This is a genomic window from Luteibacter sp. GL_149 (assembly GCF_057834065.1).
The window spans coordinates 2,171,084-2,195,156 of the sequence record NZ_CM174395.1 but is presented as its reverse complement, the minus strand read 5'-3'; the positions used below and the strand labels follow the sequence as shown (position 1 = coordinate 2,195,156).

General features: G+C 60.9%; 20 protein-coding genes. 6 read left to right on the top strand and 14 right to left on the bottom strand.

Annotation, left to right across the window (positions count from 1 at the left end):
- Positions 1-286 precede the first annotated feature (286 nt).
- The 4 genes from AC3IR3_RS10030 to cysG all read right to left on the bottom strand — a co-directional run bounded on the left by AC3IR3_RS10030 (position 287) and on the right by cysG (position 9,617).
- Positions 287-730 (bottom strand): Imm21 family immunity protein, encoded by a 444-nt coding sequence (locus AC3IR3_RS10030; RefSeq protein ID WP_489196906.1) that lies wholly within the window; start codon positions 728-730, stop codon positions 287-289.
- Positions 731-1,155: 425 nt separating this feature from the next.
- On the bottom strand, positions 1,156-2,091 hold the full coding sequence (locus AC3IR3_RS10025; protein ID WP_489196733.1) for an RHS repeat domain-containing protein: 936 nt from the start codon (positions 2,089-2,091) through the stop codon (positions 1,156-1,158).
- Positions 2,092-2,095: 4 nt separating this feature from the next.
- On the bottom strand, positions 2,096-7,765 hold the full coding sequence (locus AC3IR3_RS10020) for a hypothetical protein (RefSeq protein WP_489196732.1): 5,670 nt from the start codon (positions 7,763-7,765) through the stop codon (positions 2,096-2,098).
- A 397-nt stretch (positions 7,766-8,162) separates the two neighbouring features.
- A complete protein-coding gene (cysG, locus tag AC3IR3_RS10015; RefSeq protein ID WP_489196731.1) occupies positions 8,163-9,617 on the bottom strand; it encodes a siroheme synthase CysG in 1,455 nt (484 codons plus the stop codon).
- A gap of 259 nt (positions 9,618-9,876) precedes the next feature.
- Between cysG and AC3IR3_RS10010 the strand changes: the two genes are divergently transcribed.
- Entirely contained in the window at positions 9,877-10,857 is a 981-nt protein-coding gene (locus tag AC3IR3_RS10010) for a LysR substrate-binding domain-containing protein (protein WP_132141728.1), read from the top strand.
- Here AC3IR3_RS10010 and AC3IR3_RS10005 read toward each other — a convergent pair.
- The 4 genes from AC3IR3_RS10005 to AC3IR3_RS09990 are packed head-to-tail and all read right to left on the bottom strand — an operon-like array spanning position 10,854 to position 16,800.
- Positions 10,854-12,611 carry a bifunctional sulfate adenylyltransferase/adenylylsulfate kinase gene (locus AC3IR3_RS10005; protein ID WP_489196730.1) on the bottom strand — a complete coding sequence of 586 codons (1,758 nt, stop codon included), beginning with the start codon at positions 12,609-12,611 and terminating at the stop codon, positions 10,854-10,856. The genes AC3IR3_RS10010 and AC3IR3_RS10005 overlap by 4 nt on opposite strands.
- Positions 12,612-12,636: 25 nt before the next feature.
- Entirely contained in the window at positions 12,637-13,323 is a 687-nt protein-coding gene (locus AC3IR3_RS10000) for a phosphoadenylyl-sulfate reductase (RefSeq protein WP_489196729.1), read from the bottom strand.
- The gene (gene cysI, locus AC3IR3_RS09995; protein ID WP_489196728.1) at positions 13,320-15,011 is read right to left on the bottom strand and encodes an assimilatory sulfite reductase (NADPH) hemoprotein subunit; all 1,692 of its coding nucleotides are present in this window, start codon (positions 15,009-15,011) and stop codon (positions 13,320-13,322) included. Before cysI ends, AC3IR3_RS10000 begins: the two co-directional genes overlap by 4 nt.
- A 1-nt stretch (position 15,012) precedes the next feature.
- Positions 15,013-16,800 (bottom strand): assimilatory sulfite reductase (NADPH) flavoprotein subunit, encoded by a 1,788-nt coding sequence (locus tag AC3IR3_RS09990; protein ID WP_489196727.1) that lies wholly within the window; start codon positions 16,798-16,800, stop codon positions 15,013-15,015.
- A gap of 160 nt (positions 16,801-16,960) precedes the next feature.
- Here AC3IR3_RS09990 and AC3IR3_RS09985 point away from each other — a divergent pair, with 160 nt between their 5' ends.
- From AC3IR3_RS09985 to AC3IR3_RS09965, 5 genes are all read left to right on the top strand, one after another.
- Positions 16,961-17,710 carry a sulfite exporter TauE/SafE family protein gene (locus AC3IR3_RS09985; protein WP_489196726.1) on the top strand — a complete coding sequence of 250 codons (750 nt, stop codon included), beginning with the start codon at positions 16,961-16,963 and terminating at the stop codon, positions 17,708-17,710.
- 86 nt (positions 17,711-17,796) lie between these two features.
- Positions 17,797-18,768 carry a glutathione S-transferase family protein gene (locus AC3IR3_RS09980; protein ID WP_489196725.1) on the top strand — a complete coding sequence of 324 codons (972 nt, stop codon included), beginning with the start codon at positions 17,797-17,799 and terminating at the stop codon, positions 18,766-18,768.
- A 94-nt stretch (positions 18,769-18,862) separates the two neighbouring features.
- Positions 18,863-19,246, top strand: coding sequence for a DUF6249 domain-containing protein (locus AC3IR3_RS09975; RefSeq protein ID WP_489196724.1), 384 nt, complete (start codon positions 18,863-18,865; stop codon positions 19,244-19,246).
- 4 nt (positions 19,247-19,250) lie between these two features.
- Complete coding sequence (locus AC3IR3_RS09970; RefSeq protein WP_489196723.1) at positions 19,251-19,802, top strand: RNA polymerase sigma factor; 552 nt, start codon at positions 19,251-19,253, stop codon at positions 19,800-19,802.
- Positions 19,799-20,152, top strand: coding sequence for a hypothetical protein (locus AC3IR3_RS09965; RefSeq protein WP_489196722.1), 354 nt, complete (start codon positions 19,799-19,801; stop codon positions 20,150-20,152). Before AC3IR3_RS09970 ends, AC3IR3_RS09965 begins: the two co-directional genes overlap by 4 nt.
- A gap of 405 nt (positions 20,153-20,557) precedes the next feature.
- Here AC3IR3_RS09965 and AC3IR3_RS09960 read toward each other — a convergent pair whose 3' ends face one another.
- From AC3IR3_RS09960 to AC3IR3_RS09935, 6 genes are all read right to left on the bottom strand, one after another.
- Entirely contained in the window at positions 20,558-20,902 is a 345-nt protein-coding gene (locus tag AC3IR3_RS09960) for a lipid-A-disaccharide synthase N-terminal domain-containing protein (RefSeq protein WP_489196721.1), read from the bottom strand.
- A gap of 93 nt (positions 20,903-20,995) precedes the next feature.
- Complete coding sequence (locus AC3IR3_RS09955) at positions 20,996-21,499, bottom strand: XVIPCD domain-containing protein (RefSeq protein ID WP_489196720.1); 504 nt, start codon at positions 21,497-21,499, stop codon at positions 20,996-20,998.
- 247 nt (positions 21,500-21,746) lie between these two features.
- Complete coding sequence (locus AC3IR3_RS09950) at positions 21,747-22,385, bottom strand: hypothetical protein (RefSeq protein ID WP_489196719.1); 639 nt, start codon at positions 22,383-22,385, stop codon at positions 21,747-21,749.
- Between the two features lie 22 nt (positions 22,386-22,407).
- Positions 22,408-23,079, bottom strand: a complete 672-nt coding sequence (locus AC3IR3_RS09945) for a lysozyme inhibitor LprI family protein (protein ID WP_489196718.1) — start codon at positions 23,077-23,079, stop codon at positions 22,408-22,410.
- 130 nt (positions 23,080-23,209) lie between these two features.
- A complete protein-coding gene (msrB, locus tag AC3IR3_RS09940) occupies positions 23,210-23,614 on the bottom strand; it encodes a peptide-methionine (R)-S-oxide reductase MsrB (RefSeq protein WP_489196717.1) in 405 nt (134 codons plus the stop codon).
- Positions 23,604-23,981 (bottom strand): TraR/DksA family transcriptional regulator, encoded by a 378-nt coding sequence (locus tag AC3IR3_RS09935; protein ID WP_489196716.1) that lies wholly within the window; start codon positions 23,979-23,981, stop codon positions 23,604-23,606. Before AC3IR3_RS09935 ends, msrB begins: the two co-directional genes overlap by 11 nt.
- Positions 23,982-24,073: the final 92 nt, after the last annotated feature.

The following is a 24,073-nucleotide window of genomic DNA, read 5'->3' as shown; positions in this document are numbered from 1 at the left end:
TCAATCGTCGTTGCGAGGTCATCGACGACAGTTCCTAGGTTGTCCATTCGTTTAAGCCCCATGTTTCGAATCTACAACCGGCATCAGTCGATATTCCAAAAGGTCCTCATCGCAGCGCAAACCCACGGACTCGAGTGGCCGATTCCACTCTGCCATCGATAGGAAAGCATCTCTGGCATGAACACAGGGAACTGTCGCGAACAGGAGCCCGGCCACAAAAGTGATCCTGGGCCGACAGACATAACGCCATACGCTTTCGACTGTTATGGGGACGACTGCTCGAGATTCATTCGATCGCCACTAAGCGGTGCAAGAGTGCACCAACCCGATTACTAGTCTCCATGCTTGCGGTCTGAATTTTGTAGCGCGCAGAGGCCAATTGAAACCTCAGGCAACTTGTTACTTCAATACCCGAGTCAGCGGAATCAAAGAGAACATGACCCCCAGGCAGCGTCGAGAAAGTTCCTGAATCGGCAAAATGCAGTTGCTCTCGAAGCATTTCCAACGCCGACAAAAGATCCGATTCCGACGGTGACATTCGCCAGCGAACAATTAGCAGATCTGTCCCCATGCCGATCAAACAAGTGCGATCAGGCTCATCGCCAAGCACGAGTGCCTGCGAAAGCGACAGTGGCACGGCGGCAATTTCGTCCATAACCGCACACGCTCGCGCATAGTCTCCGCTGGATTCTTCGTCCCCGTGCCAATATGGCCGCAAAACATCAGCCATCAATATTAAGGGACCACCGCCAGGTTCGATCCAGGCTGGGCTATCCATTTGGCGTCGACTCCGTGATGGTTGCAGCGCGGGATAGGCTTGCGTCGACGCTTCATGCTCACTGCGTTCGGAAAGATCGCGTTATTTGTTGAGTCGCCTTATCCACGACAACCACAGGTGCACCACCAAGCATGCCGCGAGGGAGTTGGTACGTCACCTCCCATTCGCTTCCCGCATCACTAACAATCAGGCATAGATCACCTACCTTGAAGTCTGGATATCGCTGAGCAATAAAAGTCTTTGCCTCCTCAGCGGCGAGATGCTGCTCATTCGTCGGCTTCGTACACCGCGACGTAGCGCTACATGAAGAAATGGCAAGCGACGCAGTAACGAAAAGAAAAACCGTGAGTCTGGTCTGTACAAATATCATTCGATGTTCACCTTATAGGGATGGGAGGACCGAAATAGTACATACCACTGTGTGATTCAATAATGCCGGGAAGATGCTCACTATCAGCGAAAGCGCGATCTGGTGGCGATGGTCCTTGTATCCAGCCCTGAGCGGAATCGTTAGGGTGAGTGTGGAAGAAGACAATCGCGTTCAGGGGTTTGGGGCCCGGAATGATCGAAGATCCAGACGCTCGATTCGACGAAAAAGATCGCATCGACAGCATATGTGTTGCCGGATTCAGGGAGATGTACATGCCATGCTCTTTTTTACCGGTCGCATCATAAGGTCGGGATGCTAGCCATTCGCGCTCAATTTCCTTACTGACTGCAGGAACCTTGGCAATCGCTTCCAGGATAGGACGATATTCGCTGTCCGTTGCAGTCGGCGGCAAACTCACTCGACCAACTGACTGACTCAGCTGGTAACTGGCGATATCGGCCTGGACACCAGTACCACCGCATCTATCGGAAGTGTCGCGCATACGCTGAACTTCTGGCGAAACGTCACCACTACCTCCGCAGACCATGCCAGACGGATCCGAATTGAGAATTGGGTTGTCGTTGCCGTAAACATAAACGCTTGGTGTGAATAAATTTCCAAGCTCGCCAAACACAGGGTCTACCGATAGAAAACGCCCGATACCTGGGTCATAGTACCTGGCCTGCATATAGACAAGGCCCACATCCGCATCGGTCGAATGGCCGGTATACCCCGGGGCATCTTGCGGTACGCCCACGGTCTGAGCTCCGTATGGGCGATAGTCAGTGGCTACGGCAACACCCGATGCACTATCGACTGTGACGAGCGGCGACCCTTGTTCGTCAGTATAGTAGTACGTCACCTTCTCGGCAGATTTCGCAGGTGCCGAAAGTACTAACACCAGAACAATTGTCGCGATGAAACGGTTAGTTGATATTGTCATGTCATCAATTGCCGTTCACGATCTGCGTAACCACATACCCGCTAAACGCCGAACACCCACTCGCATTGCAAGCCTGGACCCTGTATTTCACGGTCGCGCTGATAAGAAGCAGCGTCTGGTATGTCAACGCCGTACCGCTGTAAACGATCGTCGGTGTACCCGGGCTTTGCGTTTCCTCGATCTGATAGCTCGTCGCCAGCGATGCGGCGTTCCAGGCCAGATGAATCGTTTTCTTGGTGGCCGGCCCGGTCTGCGAGACAGCCAAGCCGGTGGGAACCGCGGGAATCAGGGCAACCGTGACTGAAGCCGTGCCACTAAACGGTCCGCAACCACTAGCGTTGCAACCCTGCACACGGTAACCGTAGGTCGCATTGGTCTTGCCACAGATACTGAGCGTGCCCGACCCGTCGTTACCGATAGTCGAAAAGCTGCCGCCGTTGACCTGCTCTTGCATGGTGTAGCTTGTCGCGCCCGCCACGCCGCCCCAGTTCACTGTATAGCAACCGTTGTTGCTACTTCCCGGCACGGAGATAGAGGGTGCGGCGGAAGGTGGCAGAGTGATCGTCGAACTACCGCTCGGACCGTAGCCACTACAGCCCACCGCGTCACACGCCTTGACGCGGTATGTGTACGTTCCGGTGGCGCCGACCGCGTACGCGTACGAATTGTTTGCTCCGCTATATATCTGTGCAAAACCACCACCGTTGAAGCTCTGCTCGAGTATGTAGCTGGTGGCGTAGCTTGCCGTCGACCAGCCAATTGCAATAGTGCCTGTGCTTGTTGCCGGTACACTGATCGCTGCCGGCGCAGGCGGTATAAGCGAAACACCGATGGCATGTGTCGCACCGGGGGCACCGCATCCAGACGATCCGCAAGGTGCCATGCGATAGCCGTAGCTGGCCGGGGTTCGCCCGGATGTCGACCAGCTCAAGCTATTCGCCGTTTGCACGGTCGTCCACGCACCGCCATTGATTTGTTCGTCGAGTCGATAGCTGGTCGCACCGGGCACCGCAGTCCACTGCACCGTGTAAGCGCCAGATGTGGACGAACCAGGCACGGTCAGATCGCCATACGTCGATGTCGCGATCGGACCGAATCCATAGTCGCGGAACCAGTGAGTCCCTTCTTGAACAAGCTCGAACTGGATACGGTTGCCACTGCCCACGCCCCCGCTGACCGGCGTTGCAATCGACACCTGTGCGTGGCTTGCCGGCGCGATCACCGGCAATCCCGACCGGACGATGTCCCACGTAATTGTGTTGCCCGCGGCATCGGCAAAGTGATTGCCAAGGTTAACCGGGTGCGTACCCTGACTACTGATGTTGATGATGCCGTTGTTCTGTACATCCACGGTGGTAAGCAAGTTCTGGCCGTCCGCCGAGAGTGTTGGACCGGCAACCATGGTCAACGCCACACCGACTTCAGAACCCCGTAGCGCGTACTCGGTGTTGCACAGATAAACGGATGTCTGCGCGCATGCGGAGAACGGTCCCACCTCGATCGGCACCGTCCCCCAGGTGTCGAACCAGGCAATGCCTTCCTGCACCAGCACCAGGCGAATGACGTTACCAGTGCCGATCACCGTGCTCGCGGGAATGGTCGAGGTTACCGAGGCGTGGCCACCCGGAAGAATGTCGGGAATATTCGTGCGCGGGATCGAAGCCGCGGTGTCCTGTCCACCCGTTGTGAAGATTCGCGCGCCCATATGGACGGGATCCCTTCCAGCGGAAGTCAGTTTTGCCGTGCCGTGGTTCGCGATGTCCACCGTGACACTGATAGTCGTGCCATCGGTCGATAGCGTGGGTGGCCCGAGAAGGGTCAACGTGACGTTAACCTGGGACGGTGTCAGTGCGGAAGTATCGACGAGCGCCGACGCGACCATTTTTTTGCCAAGGTAAATATAGTCGGTGGCATTGGTCGTCGAGGGGTCGTACTGCCACAGCAACTGCCCGGCCTGGCTATAGGCGTAATACGTTGGTGTACCGGACACTGGCGTCTTCTTCACCCGACGCCCTTCGGCGTCGTAAAGGTAGCTGTCGTAGCCGGTTATCTGCGTGAGGCGATTGGCCTCGTCGAAGACCAGCGGCATGCTGTTCTTACTGGTGACGTTGCCTCGGCTGTCATAGCCAAAACTGTTGACCGTAGTGGCACCGCTGGTTATCGATGCCAACCGGTTGGTGGTGTCGTAGTTATAAGTATTTGTGGTGCCGCCGGTAGTCAGCGAGCGGATATTGTTGAGGGTATCGTAGGTGTAACTTTCCGTGCCCCACAGATTGCTCGCTGTCGCCGAGGTCAACCGGTTGAGCGTGTCGTAGCCAAGCACCTTGGTACGCTGCCCGCTGTTTGTCAGGTCGGTGATCTGGGCGATGTTCGCGTTGGCGTCATAGGTCATATCCTCGCTGACCGCCACGGTCGATCCGGAGCCATAAGAGAAGTTCGAAAGCAGATTGCGACTGTTCTTGCTGGCGCTATAGGCCGCGCCGCTACCGAAGGTAAATGAAGCCAGGTCGCCATCGGGATAATAGGTAGCGTTGGCGGCGTAACTACTGGCCGACGTGGGTCGGCCATGTGCGTCGGGCTGATAAGTCACAGCCTTGCCATCCGGATAGACCGTGCTCGCCAGCACGCCATTGCCGTCGTACCCGAAGCCGAACGCCCAGTTATAGCCATCGACAGAGAGCGTCTGCCCGTTGATCAGATCGAGGTTGTTGTAGCCATAGGTCCACATGACCGAGCCGGACGTCGCCGTTAACGGCTTGCCAGTGGCGGTATAGGTCATCGCCGAGGCCGCGGTGCCAGCCGGATAGACGATGCCAGTCACGCGATTCATCGCATCGTATGCGCGAGTCGTCTGTGCCGCGGTAGCGACCTGCTCCTGGCCGCAACCGGTTCCCGTGATGGCCAGACCCGAAGCACTCCAGGCCAGATTGTTGGCGGCATCGTAAGACATGACCTCACTGCCCGATTCTGGCTCCGTGGTCCGGCACAGACGGTAATAACTGTCGTAAGTCATCGTCTTGGTGACCGAGGAGCCCGCCCCGCCCTGGGCGATCGACAGCGGATTGCCGTAAATATCGCGCGTGATGGTCTGTACTACGCTTTCCGGCGCCTGCACCTGGATGACGTTGTTGTAGGAAGGCTCGTCGAACACCTGATAGCTGGTGGTGGTCGCGTAGCCCTTCGGATCCGTAACTTGCTTACGCGCGCCGGACAGATAGGCCATCGAAGTGGTCAGCGCGCCCAGCTCCGAGGGCTGAATGGTCTGAACCACACGTCCGAGGCCATCGTAGTACGTGCTTATCCCCGAGGTAATCGCCGAGATGTCCGGGCCACCATTGACTGGGTAGGACTGGAACGTCTTATTGCCGCGCCAGTCGTAATCGGTGCGCGTACTGATCTGCAATGCGCCGTCGCCTGCACGGTAATCGAATTCGAGGATTGGCCGCATCATCGCGTCGAAGTAAGTCGTCCAGACCGAACTGCCTTGACTCGATGTGCGCAGCCAGTGACCCGCGGCAATGCCTCGTGACGCACCTTCGGTGTTATAGGCAAAGTGCTTCGGCGACCAGCCGGACGGGTAAGTAATGTCCTGGACGCGACCAACCGTGTCATAGCCATAGCTCGTGGCATTGCCGGCCTGGTTGGTGATCGAGCCGATTTGTCCGAGATCGTCGACGGCCAGCGTTTCCGCCGTACTATCCGGGAAAGCGATCGTCTGCGGAATGCCGCGCTTGTAGTTGCTCAGATGGGTCGTGTGATTGTTCGGATCGGTGAAACTCGATAGTTGACCCGAGGCGTCGAAGACATAACTCATCAAGGTCTGACCGAATCGCGCACGCGACTGCAAGGTGACGTTGCCCAGATTGTAGGTATTGAGACTCTCCGTCTCGCCGGTGTTGTTGTTTACCACCTGCTGCGGCAAACCAAGCACCCAATGCGGAAGGTCATTGAGATAGGTCGTTGTTTCCGTGATCGACACCTGGCCTGCGACGTCGCTTCCGCGTGTCACCGATGCGGGGTTTGCAAACGCATCGAAAGAGTTCACCTGACGCGTGAAATTATTCCCGCTGTCTGTTGTTACCGACTGGCTCACCGGAGTCAGGCTACCCATCTGAATCGAATTCACCGCAAGTACGGGAGAACGTCCCAACGTCTGCGGCCATGGCCATGGCCACGCACCACTTGTCGGCGGCAATGCATAGGTTGTGGTATGCGAACGAAGCACTGCCGTGGTGCTGTCGCCGTTGTATTGATCCGTGCGTAACAGCATGCTTTCGGATGCATCGAATTTATTGCTGAACGTATAGCGCGTCGTGCGCAGATCGGGATCGACCATATCGGTCGTCACCGTCGTAGCGCAGGTCGTACAGGTGGACCAGCTATCGTTCGGCGACGAGAAGCTATAGGTCCATGTCTGGGTCGCCAGACCCGGACCCGACAGCACGCGCTTCACCAGCGATGTTTGCTTGTACACCGCAGGGAAACGCGGAGAATAGCTGCCGCCATTGTTCAGGCAGACATAAGGGACCGCCGACCGACCGCGGATCGTGCTCTGCAAATAGAAGGTACCCGTCAACCCGGACGGATGCGTGATCGACGCCGTGGAGCTGACCGCATCCTGCGGTCGCAGGGTGTAATCGCAGCCCGAGTTGCTGATCAGGTAGCCATCGCCCGGTATCGGAGCAATGCCGCCAAGATTGAACGACCAGGCAGAAGCATCGGGCAAGGTCACGCCAGTCAGGCGAGGTACGGTCGGGTCGGAACTGTAGGTATACGTCCAGGTCCGCGGGTGGGCCGCGGCAGGTTGCAAGACCACCGAATGCACACGGTAGCCCGGCGGATCGTAATAGTTGCCGGAACCATCCTTGGCGGGATTCTGCCAGGTCTCGTAATTGATCTGGACCTGGCGGCCATCGCTGGCACTGACGTTGGTCAGGTTGCCATTGGCATCGTAGGTATAGTTGACGGTATTGCCGAAGCGGTCCACCGCCGAAGACACCGCCATGCTGGCGATACGACGGTGAAGCGCGCCGCCTCCGCCAAAGATCATCGAATCGGTCGTCTTGTACAGCAAGACGTCCAGGTAATAGCGCGTGCCATCGGGCGATACCGCGAGGAAACCTTCGCCAGGCTTTCCATTGGACGTCTGCGCGAGACAACCGATTGCCCAGCGATCCTTGGTTACGAGCGGGAAATTGATCGCTGCGCCGCCGCTATTGGTCATGCTGGGCACTTGCGCGTTGTTGACGTCGCGCTTCAGCAGTTCCTGACCACCACTGCCCGGCATGATCAACTGATAACCGTGCCACCACTGGTCGGTCGAATACGTGATGACCGTGCCTTTGAACGTTACGTACTCATCGGGAGCAGTATCGGCATTGGTGCAACGCTGCGTGTCGCTGATGAAAAACCATGATGCCGTGTCGGGCGGAGTGAGGTTGCCCGTGCCGCTGGCTGCGGAAAGCGTTTCGATACGCGGCGTTTCCAACGCCCAGTCGACGAATGCGTTATCGATGAAGTCGTAGTACACACCGGCGGGTGGCTGGTCGGGTGTGCGGAAACTACGCGCTATCTGGATCAGCGGTCCTGTGCCGGCTGCCGTGACATCCACCTGATCGAAGGAAAGCGCGCCGTTGTAAAGACTGATGTTCTCGCCGAACGGATGTTCGCCCAACGGCTCAATATCCTGGGATATCTTGATCTTCTTCTGAAACTCACTCTCGGGAGTGACGGGGGATGACTGGGCGAAACACAACCCGGTCAACAAGATGCCAAGGATTCCAGCCGTCGCGCGAACGCACCTGCCCCTACCCCGCAAACTCATATTGTCCCCTGAGCGCGACCGTGTCGCGCGAGCCTTCCCATACATCCATCTGGAAGGAATCACGCACACAACTACACGCCATCCAAGAATGGCGGCAACCAGCGCTCGTGAATTCCCCGTGGCTGACCGCGATGTGAGATCGGCGGTCGACGGATCATTTACTGCGCGAATACATACCGTCAATAAGTAAGTTCTTGCGAATCAACACAGAGGCTGCCAGGGGAAAAGTGGGCGTCACACCTTATGGTCAGACCAGTGCGCCATCCCTCATCCCGGCTTCTACACGGGGCCCTTCCCCATCGCGACGAAATCCATCGAGAACCGGTTCGCCGAACCACGCAAGCTTCGTAGCCAGCGAAGCGACCTCACCGACGATAAGCAGTGCCGGCGAGCGCACGCCATGCTGTTGCGCTGCCTCCGGAAGATCGGCAAGGCGACTCACGACGACGCGCTGCTCCATGCGCGATCCGCTCTCGATCAAAGCGACCGGCGTCGACGGCGCGCGACCGTGGGCTATCAGGTTGGCGCGGATCGTCTCCAACTCCCCTACGCCCATGTACAGCACGAGGGTCTGCCCTTTCCCGGCCCATCGGCGCCAGTCCAGACCCTCGTTCGTGCCACGGCAATGGGCGGTGCCCAGGACCAACGACTGCGCATGGTCGCGATGCGTCAGTGGAATGCCTGCGTATGCCGCGCACGCCAGTGCCGCGGTGATGCCGGGTACCACCTCGAACGGCACACCGGCCGCATGCAAGGCTTCAAGCTCCTCGCCGCCGCGACCGAAAACGAACGGGTCGCCTCCTTTCATGCGCACTACCCGTCTCCCGGCTTTCGCGTGCGCGATCATCAGCTGATGGATACGCTCCTGACTAACGTGATGGTTGCCCGCCTCCTTGCCGACGTCGACGAGTTCGGCATCCCGCCGTGCCAGTGACAGCACCTCCGCGCTGACCAGCCGGTCGTGCAGGATCACGTCCGCCTCGTTCAGTGCGCGCAAGCCACGCAAGGTAAGCAATCCCGGATCGCCGGGACCGGCACCCACCAGCACGACCGATCCCAGCCGTGCCTCACTGGCGTTTTCGAGCGCCTCGTCGGCGGCAACGGCCGCCTGACCGGGTTGGCCGGCGCGAAGCAGCGCGGCCACCCGGCCGTGGAAAAGCGATTCATAGAAAGCACGGCGCGAAGCCTGCGCAGGGAAGCGTTCCCGTATCTTTGCGCGCAGGTGTCCCGCCAGCGTCGCCAACGGCCCGACCGAATCGTCGATCAGCGCCTCCAGCCGCTCCCGCAGGAGCCGGGCGAACATCGGCGCTTCTCCACTGGTGGAAATCGCGATGCTGACCGGCGACCTGTCGATCACCGCCGGCACATGGAACGTCGACAACGCCGCGTCGTCGACAACGTTCACCCAGAGCCGTCGCGCACGCGCCGCCGCGGCAACCCGTGCGTTAACCGCGCGGTCGGAAGTCGCGGCGATCACCAGCCACACATCGTCCAGCAGACGATCCTCGAACCCGGCGCCACGGAGCACGATCCGGCCTTCGTCGCTCAACGCGCGCAAGGAAGACGTCAACACCGGCGCGACCACGCTTACCGACGCGCCCGCCTCGACCAGCCGGGATACTTTGCGTTCGGCGACGGCGCCGCCGCCGACGACAAGTACAGAAAGACCGGAAATCTCCGCGAAAAGGGGGTACAGCGACATGGCAGACGGACCGCGACGATGGGGCCTGGACGATAGGAGCACCCCGGCCCCTGCCCAAATGATTTGTCGGCACGAGCATATGCCGCAGCGTTATACGTAACGAAAACTTGACATATTCAATAAATGGACGTATAGACGTCTGATATGTCAAACGCCATCGCCGCTTCGAAGCCCACCCTGCTCCGACATCCCACGCGATGTATCCATGCCCTGTGCGCGATTCTCATCATCGACCCAGGCCTTCCGTGGATTCCAAGCCATGACGCTCGTTCAGCTCCGCTACCTCGTCGCCATCGCCGACGCGGGTCTTAACATCACGCTTGCCGCCGAGCGCGTGCACGCCACACAACCCGGTCTCTCCAAGCAGTTGCGCCAGCTTGAGGACGAGCTGGGCTTCAAGCTCTTCCATCGTCGCGGCAAAAGCCTGCACGGCGTTACCGCTGCCGGTGAAAGCGTGCTCGAACGCGCACGCACGATCCTTGCGGAAGCCGGCAACGTCCTCGCCCTCGCCGCCAACCTGCGTAACGAGGCACATGGCAGCTTGCGCATCGCCACCACGCATACGCAGGCTCGCTTCGCCCTCCCCGATATCGTCGGCGCGTTTACCCGTCGCCACCCTGAAGTGAGCGTGCACCTGAATCCCGGTCGCGAGGCCGGCGTGCTGCCGCAACTAAGCGCGGGCCATGTCGACATCGCTGTGGTCAGTGGTAGCGGCGGGCCGCCGCCCGCAGGTATTGCGCTGCCCGCATATCGCTGGAATCGCATGCTCGTGGTGCCGAAGGACCATCCCTTCGCGCGTTACACACGGCCGCCCTCGTTGCAGGAACTCGCCGCGCAGCCTCTGGTCGGTTACGAGTCGTCGATGCAGTCCGATTCGTCGCTGCAGCGAACCTTCGTCGCGGCGGGTCTGCATCCGCGTATCGCCATGACGGCAGGCGACGGCGATCTGATCCGCACCTATGTGCGCGAAGGTCTCGGCGTAGGCATTCTGGCGGAAATGGCCGTGACACCGGGCGACCGCGACCTGGTTACCCTGCCTGCCGACCACCTGTTCGACCAGTGCACAACGTGGATCGTGCTGCGCGATGGACTGGTTCCGCGGGATTTCCTGCTCGATTTCATCCGCGGATTCGCGCCGCACCTCGATCCTCGCGACATACGTCGCGCCGTCGCGGGCGATTCGACCAGTGCGTGGCCCGCCGCGCCGCACTGGCGGCAGCGCGGCGAGCACGCCGCTTAATCGATAAGCTCGCGTTTGCGTAGCAACTCGAGTACCCGCGCCGCCAGAACTTCGGGACTGGCGGCGTCGCCGTCCAGCCTGAGTTCCGGCTGCTCGGGCACTTCGTATGGATCGTTCACGCCGGTGAAGTTGGCAATCTTTCCCGCGCGGGCCTGTGCATACAGCCCTTTACGGTCGCGCGCTTCGCATACTCCGATGTCCGTGGTCACGTGAATCTCGACGAACCCGCCGTGCGCCTCGACGAGTGCCCGCGCCTCCGCACGCGCATCGGCGAACGGCGCGATGGGTGCGCAGATCGCGATGCCGCCATGGCGTACGACTTCACTGGCGATGTAACCGATCCGCGTGACGTTGGCCGCACGATCCTCGCGCGAAAAACCCAATCCACGCGAAACATGACGGCGAACCTCGTCCCCATCCAGCACCGTGACCGGGCGGGCCGTGCGCTCAAGCAGCAGGGCAAGCACGGCCTGCGCGATCGTCGACTTGCCTGCACCGGACAGCCCCGTGAAGAACAACGCGAAACCGCGCGCCGCGCGCGCGGGATGCCTCTCGCGCAGGATGTCCACGACTTCGGGGAAGCTGAACCAGCTGGGGATCTCGGTACCCTCGCGCAGATGCTTCCGCAACTGCGTACCGGAGATGTCGCGCACATCGTCATCCTCGACGACTTCGGTGCTGGGAAGATAGCTGTCCCGATTGGCCGCATAGACCATCGCGGGAAACGGCACGATGGCGATGCCAAGCTCCTTCTCGTGTTCCAGCAGCAACGTCTGAGCGGCGAACGGATCGTAGAAGGGTTTGCCGTCCGCGCCGTTTCCCGGGCCCGCGTGATCGCGGCCGACGATGAAATGCGTGGCACCGTAGTTCTTGCGGATAATCGCGTGCCACAACGCCTCGCGCGGTCCGCCCATGCGCATGGCCAGCGGCAGGAGCGAGAGCTTCACGCTGTCCGCGGGGTATTGCGGCAACAGCGCACGGTAGCAGCGAACGCGCGTGTAATGATCGACATCGTCCGGCTTGGTCAGGCCCACGACCGGCTGGATGAGCAGCCTCGCTCCGACTTTTTCCGCAGCGCGCAAGGTCAGTTCGCGATGGGCGCGATGCATCGGGTTGCGCGTCTGGAAAGCGACGATCCGGTCCCATCCATTGGCCGCGAACCAGTCGCGCAATGCGCGCGGGGTATCGCGTAATTCCGCGAAATCGAAATGGGCGATACGGCCAATCCCACGGACCTTGCCGCCCAGCGCCACCGGCGCGGCCCCGTCGAGAAGCCGGGCCACACCGGGATGCAGACGGTCGACGGTTCCGAATACCTCGCGTGCTTCGTGCTCGCGATCCGGACGCCAGATATCGCTTACCTCGAGGATGGCCAACGGCACGCCCTGTGCGTCGCGCAACGCTAATTCGTCGCCGACCGACAGCGTCGCCGCGACTACCTCGTCCACGCCAAGCGTGATGGGGATAGGCCACAACGTGCCGTCGACGAGGCGCAAGCGCTCAACCACGCTGTCGTAATCGGCCCGGCCGAGGAACCCTTCCAGCGGCGAGAACGCGCCATTGATCAGCAGCTCGAGATCGCACAGCTGCTGCGCGTCGAGGACGACGCCAGGCAATGAGGCGCTGCGACGGCGCAGAAGGTCCGCCTCCGCATGCGGTGCGGCAAGATCGCGAAGGACGCCGCCGTACGGCGCGACGGGGTGGAAAGGACGGAAGTCATCCGTGGCGGGAGTGGCGAGAGCTGGCAGATTCATGTTTTTTGTCTTTGCTCGGGGTAGTTCAGGCGGGATCGTGCAGGCCGCATTCGCGTTTCCATCCAAAGAAACGCGTGTCTTCCGGGTCCATGCCCGATTCAAGACGACGGGTGGTGTGGGTGTCTCCGATGGAGACGTATCCCTCGTCCCATAGCGGGTGATATGGCAGGTCGTGCGCGCTGAGATAGCGCCCGACATCGCGGTCGCTCCAGTCGGCGATCGGGTGGACTTTCCAGCGGCCATCGCGAAACTGCGCGAAGGGAGTCGAGGCGCGGCTTCGCGACTGACCGCGGCGCAGCCCGGCGAACCAGGTGCCCGCGCCTAGCTCGGCCAGCGCGCGCTGCATGGGCTCGACCTTGCGCACACGGTTGTATTCCGCGAGCCCTTCGGCACCCTGCTCCCACAACCGGCCACGCGAGGCCTCGTGCCATGCGGGACTCCATGGCGACGCACAGACCTTCAGATTGAGATGGAGCTTTGCGGACAACGTGTCGATGAAGCGATAGGTCTGCGCGAACAGATAACCCGTGTCGATGACGACGACTGGCAGATCGGGCCGGATCGACGTGGCCAGATGCAGCGACACGGCTGCCTGAGCACCAAAGCTAGACGACAGAACATGTTCGCCCGGCAGGTTTTCAAGCGCCCAGGCGATACGCCCCTGCGCGTCGAGATCGGCCAGATGCTCGTTGATGGCGTCGATCTCGTTCATGCGACGGTCGCCACGGAAATCGAACGATTCTCCGTATCCAGCGCCCCGCTGCGCAGCAACCAGTCGCCGAAACCTTCGGCCTCCTGGCGTTCCGCCGCATACGCACCGAACAACGGATCGAGCGCGGCGAGGATGGCCGACTCGTCGACATTCTCGCGATAGACGCGGTTGAGGCGCTGCCCGCGAAAGTCCGCACCCAGACGCAGATCGTAACGCCCCGGTGCGCGCCCGATCAGCGCGATCTCGCCCAGATAAGGCCGCGAGCAGCCGTTAGGGCAGCCGGAAAGACGCAGCAAGATGGGCGCGTCGATAAGACCGTGCGTATCGAGCAGGGCTTCCAGACGCGTCGTGATATCGGGTAGGTAGCGCTCCGCTTCCGCCATGGCCAGACCGCAGGTCGGCAAGGCCACACAGGCGACGGCATGACGGCGGATGCCGCTCTGCTCGCGATACACATCCAGGCCGTGAGCGACCACGAGTGCATCGATGCGTGACCGATCCTTCGCTGCCACGTTGGCGACGATCACATTCTGGTTGCAGGTGAGACGAAAATCGCCGTCGTGGATCGCCGCGATTTCGCGCAAACCAGTCAGCCAGCGCCGTTCGCCGGTATCGGCCAGGCGACCCGACTCGATATGCAGCGTGAGGTGCCATCGCCCGTCGTGCCCTTCGACCCAACCGTAGCGATCGCCGTTGTGGTCGAACCGGTACGGCCGCGCCGGTTCGAAAGCGAATCCGGCGCGTGCCTCTACTTCGCGGACGAAGGCGTCGAGACCGCGATGATCCAGCGTGTACTTCAGTCTCGCGTGTTTGCGTTCCACGCGATTGCCCCAGTCGCGCTGCACGGCCACGATCGCCTCGGCGATCGCAGGCAACCGCTCTGGCGTGACGAAACCCACGACGCTGCCAAGGCGTGGATACGTGGACGGATCGCCCTGTGTCGCACCCATGCCACCGCCGATGGCGATGTCGAATCCTGCGAGACGCCCGTGTTCGACGACGGCGACGATGCCCAGATCCTGCGCAAATACATCGACGTCGTTGAGCGGAGGAATGGCCAGTCCGATCTTGAACTTGCGCGGCAGGTAAGTCTTTCCGTAGAGCGGCTCCGGCTCGGGTTCGCCGATCAACGGTTCGCCGTCGAGCCATATCTCGTGGTAAGCGCGCGTACGCGGCGCCAGTTTGTTCGACAGGCGCGCGGCCCACGCATAGGCTTCGGCGTGGCCTTCGCTTTCCACGGGATTGGCGGTGCTCACCACGTTACGCACCACGTCGCCGCAAGCGGCGATGGTGGTCGCCAACGCGTCGTGAATCGTGGCGATGGTCGGCTTGAGGTCGCCCTTCAGAATGCCGTGCCACTGGAAGGTCTGCCGCGTGGTAATACGCAGCGTACCGTTGGCGTGCTCGCGCGCCAGTACATCGAAGACCAGCCATTGCGCCGGCGTGACCACGCCACCGGGCAACCGCGCACGCAGCATGAAGGCGAACGCGGGTTCGAGTTTCTGTCGGCGGCGTTCGTCGCGCAGATCGCGATCGTCCTGCAGATAGCTACCGTGGAATTTAAGGATCTTGTTATCGTCGTCGCCGATGCCTCCGGTTACCGGATCGGCCAGCGCTTCACGCAGGCTACCGCGCAGCTGGCGACTGCCTGCCTTCACCCGCTCGAAGTCGGAAAGATTTTCGCTCATCTCAGTACACGTCCCGGGCATAGCGCCCTTGCTGAAGCAGTTCGTCGAGCCATGCCGCCGCCTCGGCGCGATCGCGCCCGCCGTGCTCGACAACGATATCGATGAGGGCCACATGGACGTCCGGCGCCATGGCCTGGGCGTCGCCGCAGACATAAAGGTGCGCGCCGCCCGCAAGCCATGCATAAAGTTCGGCACCGTTTTCACGCAAGCGCTGCTGCACGTAGACCTTGCCACCCCGATCGCGCGAGAAGGCAAGATCGAGCCGGGTCAGTGCGCCCGTCTTGAGGGCGGCCTGCCATTCGGCCTGATAGAGGAAATCGCGGCGTGCGTGCCGGTTGCCGAACAACAGCCACGACCGGCCTCGCGCCCCTGTGGCCTGACGCTCCTGAACGAAGGCGCGGAACGGTGCGACGCCCGTGCCGGGACCGATCATCACGATGTCGGTCGCGGGATCGGCAGGCAGGCGGAAACGATCGTTGGTTTCGATGAACACGCGCAGGCTCGCATCGTCGCCGGCCAGCGCGAGATGACTGGTCGCCGCGCCGACGTGACGATGACCATGGGCCTCGTAATCGACGACGGCGACGGTGAGATGTGCCTCCTCACCGACCGCGGTGGCGCTCGATGCGATGGAATACAGGCGTGGCAATAGCGGGCGCAGTGCGGCAAACAAGGTCTCGGCCGTCCATGTCGCGGGATACCGTCGCAGCAGGTCGAGCGGCTGGTGCGAGTCCAGCAGCGCCCGCAATGCCGGAGCCTGCACCGGGTCAAGCACGGCATGCAGCTCGTCCCGGTCGCTGCGCTCCGCGAGCGCGGCGACGAACGGCCTCGACAGCCGCGTGATCTCCTTCGCGTCGGTCAGCCATTCGGCCAGCGTGCGGCGGCGTTCCGCGACGGCGATCATTTCGTCACCCGCCAGATGGGCGGCGGCAAGCAGATCGGCAACCAGTGCCAACGGATTGCGCGGCCACACGCCCAGCGAATCGCCCGGCGCATAGTGCAGGCCCGAACCCTCCAGGGATATCTCGATGTGCCGGACGTCGCGTTCGCAGTCGCGGGACACGATGCGCTGATTGGCAAGCACGGCCGCTTCGAAAGGCTGCTCCCGGGAGTATCGGGGCGATACGACCGTCTCGCGTGCCGGAGCAAAATTAAGGACATTCGTCGTGGTCAACAGCGGACGCACACCGTCGATAGCCTCCGCGGCCCATGGCGCCGACACCGTTTCCACATCGACGTCCGCCTCGCCCAGCGAGGCAAAGCGCTCGGCCCCCAGCTCGGCCAGGCGGGTATCGAGACGCCGCCCGATCTCGCAGTAACGCGGATAGCTCGAATCGCCGAGCGCCAGTACGGCGTAACGAAGGTCCGGCAGCCGGGGGGCGCGCCGGCTCTCGAGGAACTCGACAAAGGTTTTGGCGTCGTCCGAAGGGTCGCCGTCGCCTTGCGTGCTGGCCACGATCGCCAGGAAGCGCTCTTTTGCCAGCTCCCTGACCGGATACGCATCCGCGCGAACCAGCCGGGCGCGCAAGCCGCCGGATTCCGCACTACGAACCAGCGCTTCGGCAGCCCGCCTGGCATTGCCGGTCTGACTGCCATAGATCACGGTCAGCGTGTCGCCGCCCGAACGTGCGGGCGCGTCTTGGATCGGGGGCGCCGCCCGTGCCGCCAGCCACGCCGCGGCCCAGTACAGCTCGGCCGGTTTCAGCCCATCGGCCACGCGAGCGAGCTGCGCCCGTGTCGCCGCATCGAGCGGCAAGGCTTCAAGGTCGGTGGAGACGACGGCATTCACGGATAAACCTCGGGACGTTTGGGCTTCTGGACGTCCAAAGGTTAAGAACAAGCTAAGCGCGACGGAAAGGATGCATTCGTATATCCATATAGCGAATGCTTACTTCACGCGCCGGAAGGCGAACGCGAATACTCTGGCCTTGCCACACCGCCGGACGACCATGCCTCCGCTTTCCGAATTTCTTACCTTTGTCGCCGCCGGCGTGCTTGCCCAGCTGGTCGACGGCGCGCTGGGCATGGCATTCGGTGTCGTCTCGGCCGGTATCCTGCTGGCCCTGGGCCTGCCGCCGGCCCTGGCCAGTGCCAGCGTGCACTACGCCGAAACCTTCACCTGCGGCGCGTCCGGCCTGAGCCACTACCTGGCGGGCAACGTACGCAAGCGCCTGCTCTGGACCCTCGCCGTGCCCGGCCTCATCGGTGCGACGATCGGTGCCTACGTGGTCACCCACGTACCGGCCGCCTGGATGAAACTCGCGCTGACACCCTATCTGCTAGGTGTCGGCATCTTCCTGATCGCCCGCGGCGCGCGTGCCGCGCGCGTCACGAACGACGATCCGCGCAGTCCGAAGTGGCTGGGTTTCCTCGCGGGACTCGCGGACACGATCGGTGGCGGCGGCTGGAGCGCGATCAACGTCACGGCGCTCATCGCGCGCGGCGCCACGCCACGCATCGTCGTCGGCACCGTGCACGTGGCCAAATGCATCGTGAGCGCGGCGGCAAGCGTCAGCTTCCTGTTCCACGTGGGCGCGCCGCACCTCGCTTCGGTCGGCGGGCTGATCGTCGGCGGCATGCTCGCCGCGCCATTCGGCGCCGCCTTCGCCCGGCGCGTACCGGCACGCGCCATGACCTGGCTGGCGGCGCTGGCCGTACTGGGCCTTGGACTGAACAACGTCGCGCGCGCCTTCGTCTGAAACAGCCGTTATCTCCCCCCAACCCAACGCAGCTTGCAAGGCCGCAAGGGCGCCCCCATCCGTGGGGAACGCGCAAGGGGAACGGCATGATCGATCTGTACAAATTGCACTGGTCGCACTATGTGGAAAAAGTCCGCTGGGCGCTGGACTTCAAGAAACTGCCGTGGCGCGGCATCGACATCGTCGCGTTCACCAAAAAAGAAATGCGGCACTTCGACTGTCCCCAGACCGTACCGCTGATTAACGATACGGCGACCGGCATAGCCATAAGCGATTCGTCGCCGATCATTCGATACCTTGACGAAACCTATCCGGAACATCCCCTGTTCCCGAGCGATCCGGTCGAACGCGACCAGGTCTGGCAATGGATGCTTCGCCTCGATTCCACGCTTGGTTTATATGCGCGACGGCTCGGCTATACGCAGCTGATCATGGAATGCCCGCAGACCCTCGCTCAGTTGTTCGTGCCGGATGTTCTGGGCGGCCTGTTCGCGCGTCGCGGGTGGCGCACGGTCGCTTCCCCGGTGCTTGGCATGATGCTGACGTTGCGCTTTCACTTTCATCGCAACCGGCATGATCGTATCTACGAGAAACTTGAAGCGCTTCTGATACCGATTGCGGATCGGCTAGAGCGAGACGGTTTTCTGGTGGGCGCGCAATTCACGGCAGCGGACCTGACGCTGGCGTCGCTGCTGCGACCGTTGCGCATCGTGCCCCACTTCAGTCACCACGCCCGGCTGCAATCGCTGTTCGCCTGGCAGGAAGGGCTCTTTCGCGAACATGATCGCGATGTATCGTTTCCTTATGAAGAAGCGATTCAGGCGAAGCGCGAGCGCAGCGGCTCCATGCGGAGCCGGGTGAGCTGGATGGGAAAGCGTCCCGAAGCCACCAGCGACCACGACCACCATGTGCCGCTGGATACGGCAAAGAACGATCTGCACCCGGTGAGCAGCAGGACACTGATTCTCGGGTTACCGGCCTATTTCAGACTGCGCTGGTTCAATGGCATTGCAAAGACGGCTTACAGGCAGGCACCGTACGTCGCCGGCCTGGCGTAACCTGCCCGGGTTTCCTGTATGAATCCAATGGCCCCTCCCACTGCATCTAAGCTTCGATACCCCTAACTCGCAGACTTAAAGGAAGGCAGGCGCCATGAGCGACGTGTTCGATTCGTTAACCGGGCTACTCACCATCGTACTGGCCCTGGGCGGGCCAGTATTCGTAGTCGGGCTGGTGCTGCGCTTTAAGTTGCGCAAGCATCGATCCCGGCAGGAGTTCGCGATTCGCATGCTCGAACAAGGCCATACCCCTGACCTGGACCTGCTCGACAGCAAGGACGACTGGAGCGATTTCCGCTGGGGCGCGATCCTGGCCATGCTGGGCGTCGCCCTGCTCGCTGTGGGGGCTGTCGAGGCCGACAAGGACTTTCTGGCGGGCGCGTTCATTCCATTGCTGATCGGCCTCGGCTTTCTGCTCACGTTCTATGTGCGGCGCCGCAGCCAGGGCCAGACGACGACTGGCGTGAGGACGGACTAAGCCGGTGCCAGTCGACCCGCTGGACGATCGGGCACTGGTTGCCCGTGTACGCCTCGCCAACGACCAGCATGCGTTCGCTACTCTTGTGCGTCGGTATCAGGGGCCCTTGCGGGCCTGGTTACGTCGTCTGCTATCCGGCGATGAGGCCATCGCCGACGACCTCGCCCAGGAAACCTTTCTGCTGGCCTACCGCAAGCTGGACCAATATCGCGGAGAGGCTTCGTTCTCCACCTGGCTGCACAGCATCGCTTACCGGCAGTTCCTGATGCAGCGCAGGAAAAATGGGCCAACAACGACATTTGCAGAACCCGCTGGGTTGGCCGAAGCACCGGTGACGGAGAATCTTGCCGCCGTCAACGATGTCCGGCGCGCTCTGGCCGAACTTTCGACCGAAGAATACAGCGCCATCGTGCAGTGCTATTACTTCGACCGCAGCCATACCGAAGCTGCCGAAATACTCGAAAGCGCCATCGGTACGATCAAATCGCGCATTCTGCGAGCCAAGGCGAAACTCCGCCTGTCGCTTGCGGCATGGGCAACAGAGGACACGCCATGAAAAAACCGCTGGAACCCCATGAATCACCCAACGACGCTCTGGACGTCTTTCTGCGTAAAGCGCTGGTGGATGAATTGAACGTACCGGCCGACGACGGCTTTACCGATCGCGTCGTCAGCCGCTTGCCCGCCCGCCGTGTCCACGGTTCCCGGTGGAACTTCGCTCCGTACGTGGGGGCGATCCTCGGCGGAACGATCTTCGTGACGAACGCTCCCGATTTTCGCGCCACCGTCAGCCAGCTCATCGCCACACCCGGCCCTGTTCCGGGCATGACTATATTGATGGCGCTATTGCCCCTGATCCTTACCGGCATGGTGTTTTCAGTACTGACCATGATCGATCGCCGGTAACGGCGTACCGCGTGGCCGGCTGTCAGTCTTTCAACAATGCGTGATAGTCGGGACTGAGTTCGGCGACAACGCTTCGGCGAACGTCGGATAGCTCACGGCGAAGACCTGTCGTCCCCGGGTGACGCCCTTCGGGTCCAGCAGTACCGCGATACTCGGACATACGGTTTACCCGTTCGATGTCTCCACCGGCCGCGGACACGACCCCGAAGGGCTACTCGGCATCCTGCCCTCGCTCGCCACCAGTCTGCTTGGACTTTGCGCGGGCCAGTGGCTACGGAAAGGACAACGCGACATCTCGTCGTTGCCGGCATCGTTGCGGCTCTGGTCGCGATCGCGTGGACTATGGATCGCAAGCGGGTATATATCAAGTTGTGAGGTATCCGAAGCGGCTTCCGGGTCGCTGCGCTACTGCAAGTCCGCAGTAACGTTACCCTGTTTTTTTTCCCTGCGTAGAAGCCATAAATTGCGACCATACAGTGCCGGGAGAAACACGTAGCTCAGAATGATGGGTAATTTATCGACGTGTAAGGCATAAATCAGGGAAAGCAGGCTGCCCCAAAAACTGATGTGCCAGAACATGGATGGAACCACCAAACGGCCTTTGCGTTCCGACTGCAACCACTGCAGGATAAACCGTGAACTGAAGAGGAAGCCACCGGCCAGGCCGACGCCGGTCCAGGCTACGGAGTCCGTGTAAAGCCATGGTGCAACCGAGCCGAGATAAGTCTGAAGAAACGATTCGGAGATCATGTACCTGATTCTTTACGATGAGGGCGCAGTAAAAATCGCGCCCTTACAAAATACTAGAGGCTGGAGCTACCGAAGCAGCACAGCCAACGGTCTTCAGCGCTGTATCGAATCGTGCTGCTGCACTTGCTGATTCTGCAGTGTCTGAGCGGCAATATGCTCCGGTTGTGCCGTCCGGTTCCAAGCGGCGCTGCTCTGTGCTATGGAGGTATTCACTGCCTGGGCAGTCGCGACATCGGCATACTGCTTGAACGCGGAATTGAGGTCACCCTGCACCGCCCATATACGGCTCGCATCGTCATTCAGGACAGCATGATCGATTCGTTGTAACCCCTGCCCCCGCGCCGCTACGGTCAAGGCCGCTGCGAGGTTGTCGCTAAGATGGTCTGGCGTGCGTCCCTGTCGCGCATCCAATGCGTGGACGGCAGCTCGTGCTTGCTCATACAACGGATTGCCGGGATGCGATGCGTTGTCCAGCATCGCCGACGAACTGAACGCCTCACGTGCCTGATCGTGCAAAGCGCCTTGCAGTGTCTCGAGCGTCTTCGTTCCCACTATGCCGTCATCGTTCAGATGATGAGCGCGCTGAAATGACTGCACAGCATGCCGCGTGTCCGGACCAAAATCGCCATCGGCGGTCAGTGGACGACTATCGGGCCAGTGATGCCGAGCCCGGCTAGTTGTCCCTGCATCGTGCGGACCGCATCACTGTCGTGTTGACCTTCATGCAGAGACTCGTGGCCAGGTTGCGGAGCAGTGTGTGGCGCAGGCTGAGCTTGAGGCTGTCCGGGCGCTCCCTGTCCACCTGCGTGGCTCTGATCCAGAGGTAGCGTGTTCAATGCATCGGTCAGGCGGCTCTCACGATTGGCAACGGAGGTCGGATTGTCAACCCCGTAGCGGGTAGCGTCGATAAATCTCTGAATATCGGTTCGGCTGATTGTGTCACCCAGTTGCAATGTGCCCCGGGAAGCGTGACGGGATTACCTTCCAGGTACGACAACATGCTATTGCGAGGTGGCGCATTCGCGCCGATGCCACTGATCGCGAACTGATTGTCGTAGTCGGCCAACGCCAACTGCAGTTCGAGGCTATTGGCGATGGTGCTTCCGATCGTCGGGTTCGCGCCTTGCACCGTGGTGACAAGGTCACCAATGCGGCCAACACTATTTATCAGCTGGCTATCCGTGAATGTGTCAAGTCTTTCCTGTGGTATAGCCCGAAGCTGACTGTTCAGCGCACTTACCTCAGCAGCACTGAGACCACCGTGCTGCGATAGCTGCGCGATCTGCTCCTGCGAGAAACCGTTCTCAGCAAGAAATCCCTGCACATTGCCATGATTGCTGCCGACATCAAACTGGAGCATGCCGAACGAATACGTACTCGTTCCGCTCCCCGCATAACTAAAGGTATTGAGGATTGCCCGATTATTTCCGTTCTCTGTGGAGAACAACACCGTTCGCAATTGGTCCGTCGTCATGTCCGTCACGGTAACGCTCCTTGTCGTGATCTCAACCGCCAAAACACTGGGTATTGGTGAAGTCGATCAGGTCCTTCTCCGACGCACTTTTCGCGTCCACTTTCTGTATGGAGAAATGCCCGACCATGTCGTCGTTACAAATCTTCACATCGCTGCGCGACGTGCCCGTCTGCAAAATACAGATACCACCGAAACTATGATTGCCACTGGCGGTGCCCACCGGGAGGTCGACCAGTTTGCTGCATCCGATGATTTTTCCGCCCTGTTTTTGTTCGACCAGCGATCGGTTGAAGGATTCCACGCGCGCGGCTGGATCACGATAGAACACGACGCTGCGGCATGTTTTTCCGTCGGGAATGTCACAGGATGTCTTGTTGACGAGGTACTTGTCGTTATGTTGAAGAAGGGCAATACGCGATTTGTACGCATCGCCCAGACAAGTCTCGTTCTCGCATATGTTTCGGACATAGCGAATCCAGTTGCGTTGCTCTTTGAGAAGTGCTGGTTTACTTGGCGCGGCAGCCGCGTTCGCAGCGCTCTCGTAGACAATCTGCAATTGCGAGTCCAGATTGGATAGCGAAGTGCTACTACAGATCAGCTTCTCGGTGGAACTTGCGGCCTTCGCACAATCGAAACTCGCCGAAAACGCAGCGGGCGTCGTCATGGAGAGGCAAAGAAGCAGCGATAGTCGGATCGGCTTCATCTATTGTCCTTGTGCAGCATCCAGGGTCGTCGTCGAGCGGCAAATTCGCCTCTGCGCCCAACGCATCATTCCCCAAAGTCTTGCCTATCATCGGAGCGTTGTCGAGTCCGCGCCCACATGTACCTTCGGATCAATCCGGCACGAAGTTCAACGCCACACCATTGATGCAGTAACGCAACCCGGTAGGCGGCGGCCCATCCGGAAACACATGCCCCAGGTGGCTGCCGCAGCGACTGCAATGGACTTCCGTGCGTTGCATGCCGTAGCTGGTGTCGACGGTGGTTTCGGTCGAGCCCGGAGCCGGCGTGTCGAAACTGGGCCAGCCGGTTCCGCTTTCGAATTTCGTGCCGGAGACGAACAACTTCTGACCGCAGCCGGCACATGCGAAAGCGCCGGTTCGTTCTTCGTGCAGGAGGCTGCAGCTTCCGGGACGTTCCGTCCCGTGACCGCGCATGACGGCATACTGCTCCGGCGTCAGCAACCGGCGCCATTCCTCGTCCGTGTGCGTTACTTCGAAATGTTCGTTAGCGCTCATGATCGCGTTCTTCGTCTACGGTATAGATGGCTTCGGGGATTGCCTCGAGCCGTGCTTTGGGAATGGGGTCGCCGCTATCGTCCGACAAGCCATAGGTGCCTTCGTCGATTTTTTCCAGCGCCCGCCTGACGTCGTCCAGTCGCTTGACGGACTGGTGGAACACGGCTTCGTCGTTTTCCTGAATCGCCATTTTCTCGGCGTCATCTTCGATGTCGCCTGCCTCGCCGCCCGCGGTGTCCTGAAGCAATCGCTCCTCCGCACCCGCCGCGTCGCCCGTCCCTACCAACTGCGCACGAAGGGCGATCAAACGCAGACGCTGCGCTTCGACGAACGAAGCGCTCAGGGGATGATTCGTGGAGCTGTTCATAAAACTCTCCGTTGCTCGTGGGAGCCAGGCGCGATTATCGCGACTATGCGCGCAAGCAGGAAATATTTCTTGCACGGATGTGCTGCGCCCGT

Coding starts and splice junctions, on each gene's coding strand:
- AC3IR3_RS09975 (WP_489196724.1), top strand. CDS start 18,863: ATGAGCGACGTGTTCGATTCGTTAACCGGGCTACTCACCATCGTACTG.
- AC3IR3_RS10030 (WP_489196906.1), bottom strand. CDS start 730: ATGGCTGATGTTTTGCGGCCATATTGGCACGGGGACGAAGAATCCAGC.
- AC3IR3_RS10025 (WP_489196733.1), bottom strand. CDS start 2,091: ATGACAATATCAACTAACCGTTTCATCGCGACAATTGTTCTGGTGTTA.
- AC3IR3_RS10005 (WP_489196730.1), bottom strand. CDS start 12,611: ATGAATCTGCCAGCTCTCGCCACTCCCGCCACGGATGACTTCCGTCCT.
- AC3IR3_RS09945 (WP_489196718.1), bottom strand. CDS start 23,079: ATGAAGCCGATCCGACTATCGCTGCTTCTTTGCCTCTCCATGACGACG.
- AC3IR3_RS09980 (WP_489196725.1), top strand. CDS start 17,797: ATGATCGATCTGTACAAATTGCACTGGTCGCACTATGTGGAAAAAGTC.
- msrB (WP_489196717.1), bottom strand. CDS start 23,614: ATGAGCGCTAACGAACATTTCGAAGTAACGCACACGGACGAGGAATGG.
- AC3IR3_RS09985 (WP_489196726.1), top strand. CDS start 16,961: ATGCCTCCGCTTTCCGAATTTCTTACCTTTGTCGCCGCCGGCGTGCTT.
- AC3IR3_RS09935 (WP_489196716.1), bottom strand. CDS start 23,981: ATGAACAGCTCCACGAATCATCCCCTGAGCGCTTCGTTCGTCGAAGCG.
- AC3IR3_RS09960 (WP_489196721.1), bottom strand. CDS start 20,902: ATGATCTCCGAATCGTTTCTTCAGACTTATCTCGGCTCGGTTGCACCA.
- cysI (WP_489196728.1), bottom strand. CDS start 15,011: ATGAGCGAAAATCTTTCCGACTTCGAGCGGGTGAAGGCAGGCAGTCGC.
- cysG (WP_489196731.1), bottom strand. CDS start 9,617: ATGTCGCTGTACCCCCTTTTCGCGGAGATTTCCGGTCTTTCTGTACTT.
- AC3IR3_RS09965 (WP_489196722.1), top strand. CDS start 19,799: ATGAAAAAACCGCTGGAACCCCATGAATCACCCAACGACGCTCTGGAC.
- AC3IR3_RS10000 (WP_489196729.1), bottom strand. CDS start 13,323: ATGAACGAGATCGACGCCATCAACGAGCATCTGGCCGATCTCGACGCG.
- AC3IR3_RS10010 (WP_132141728.1), top strand. CDS start 9,877: ATGACGCTCGTTCAGCTCCGCTACCTCGTCGCCATCGCCGACGCGGGT.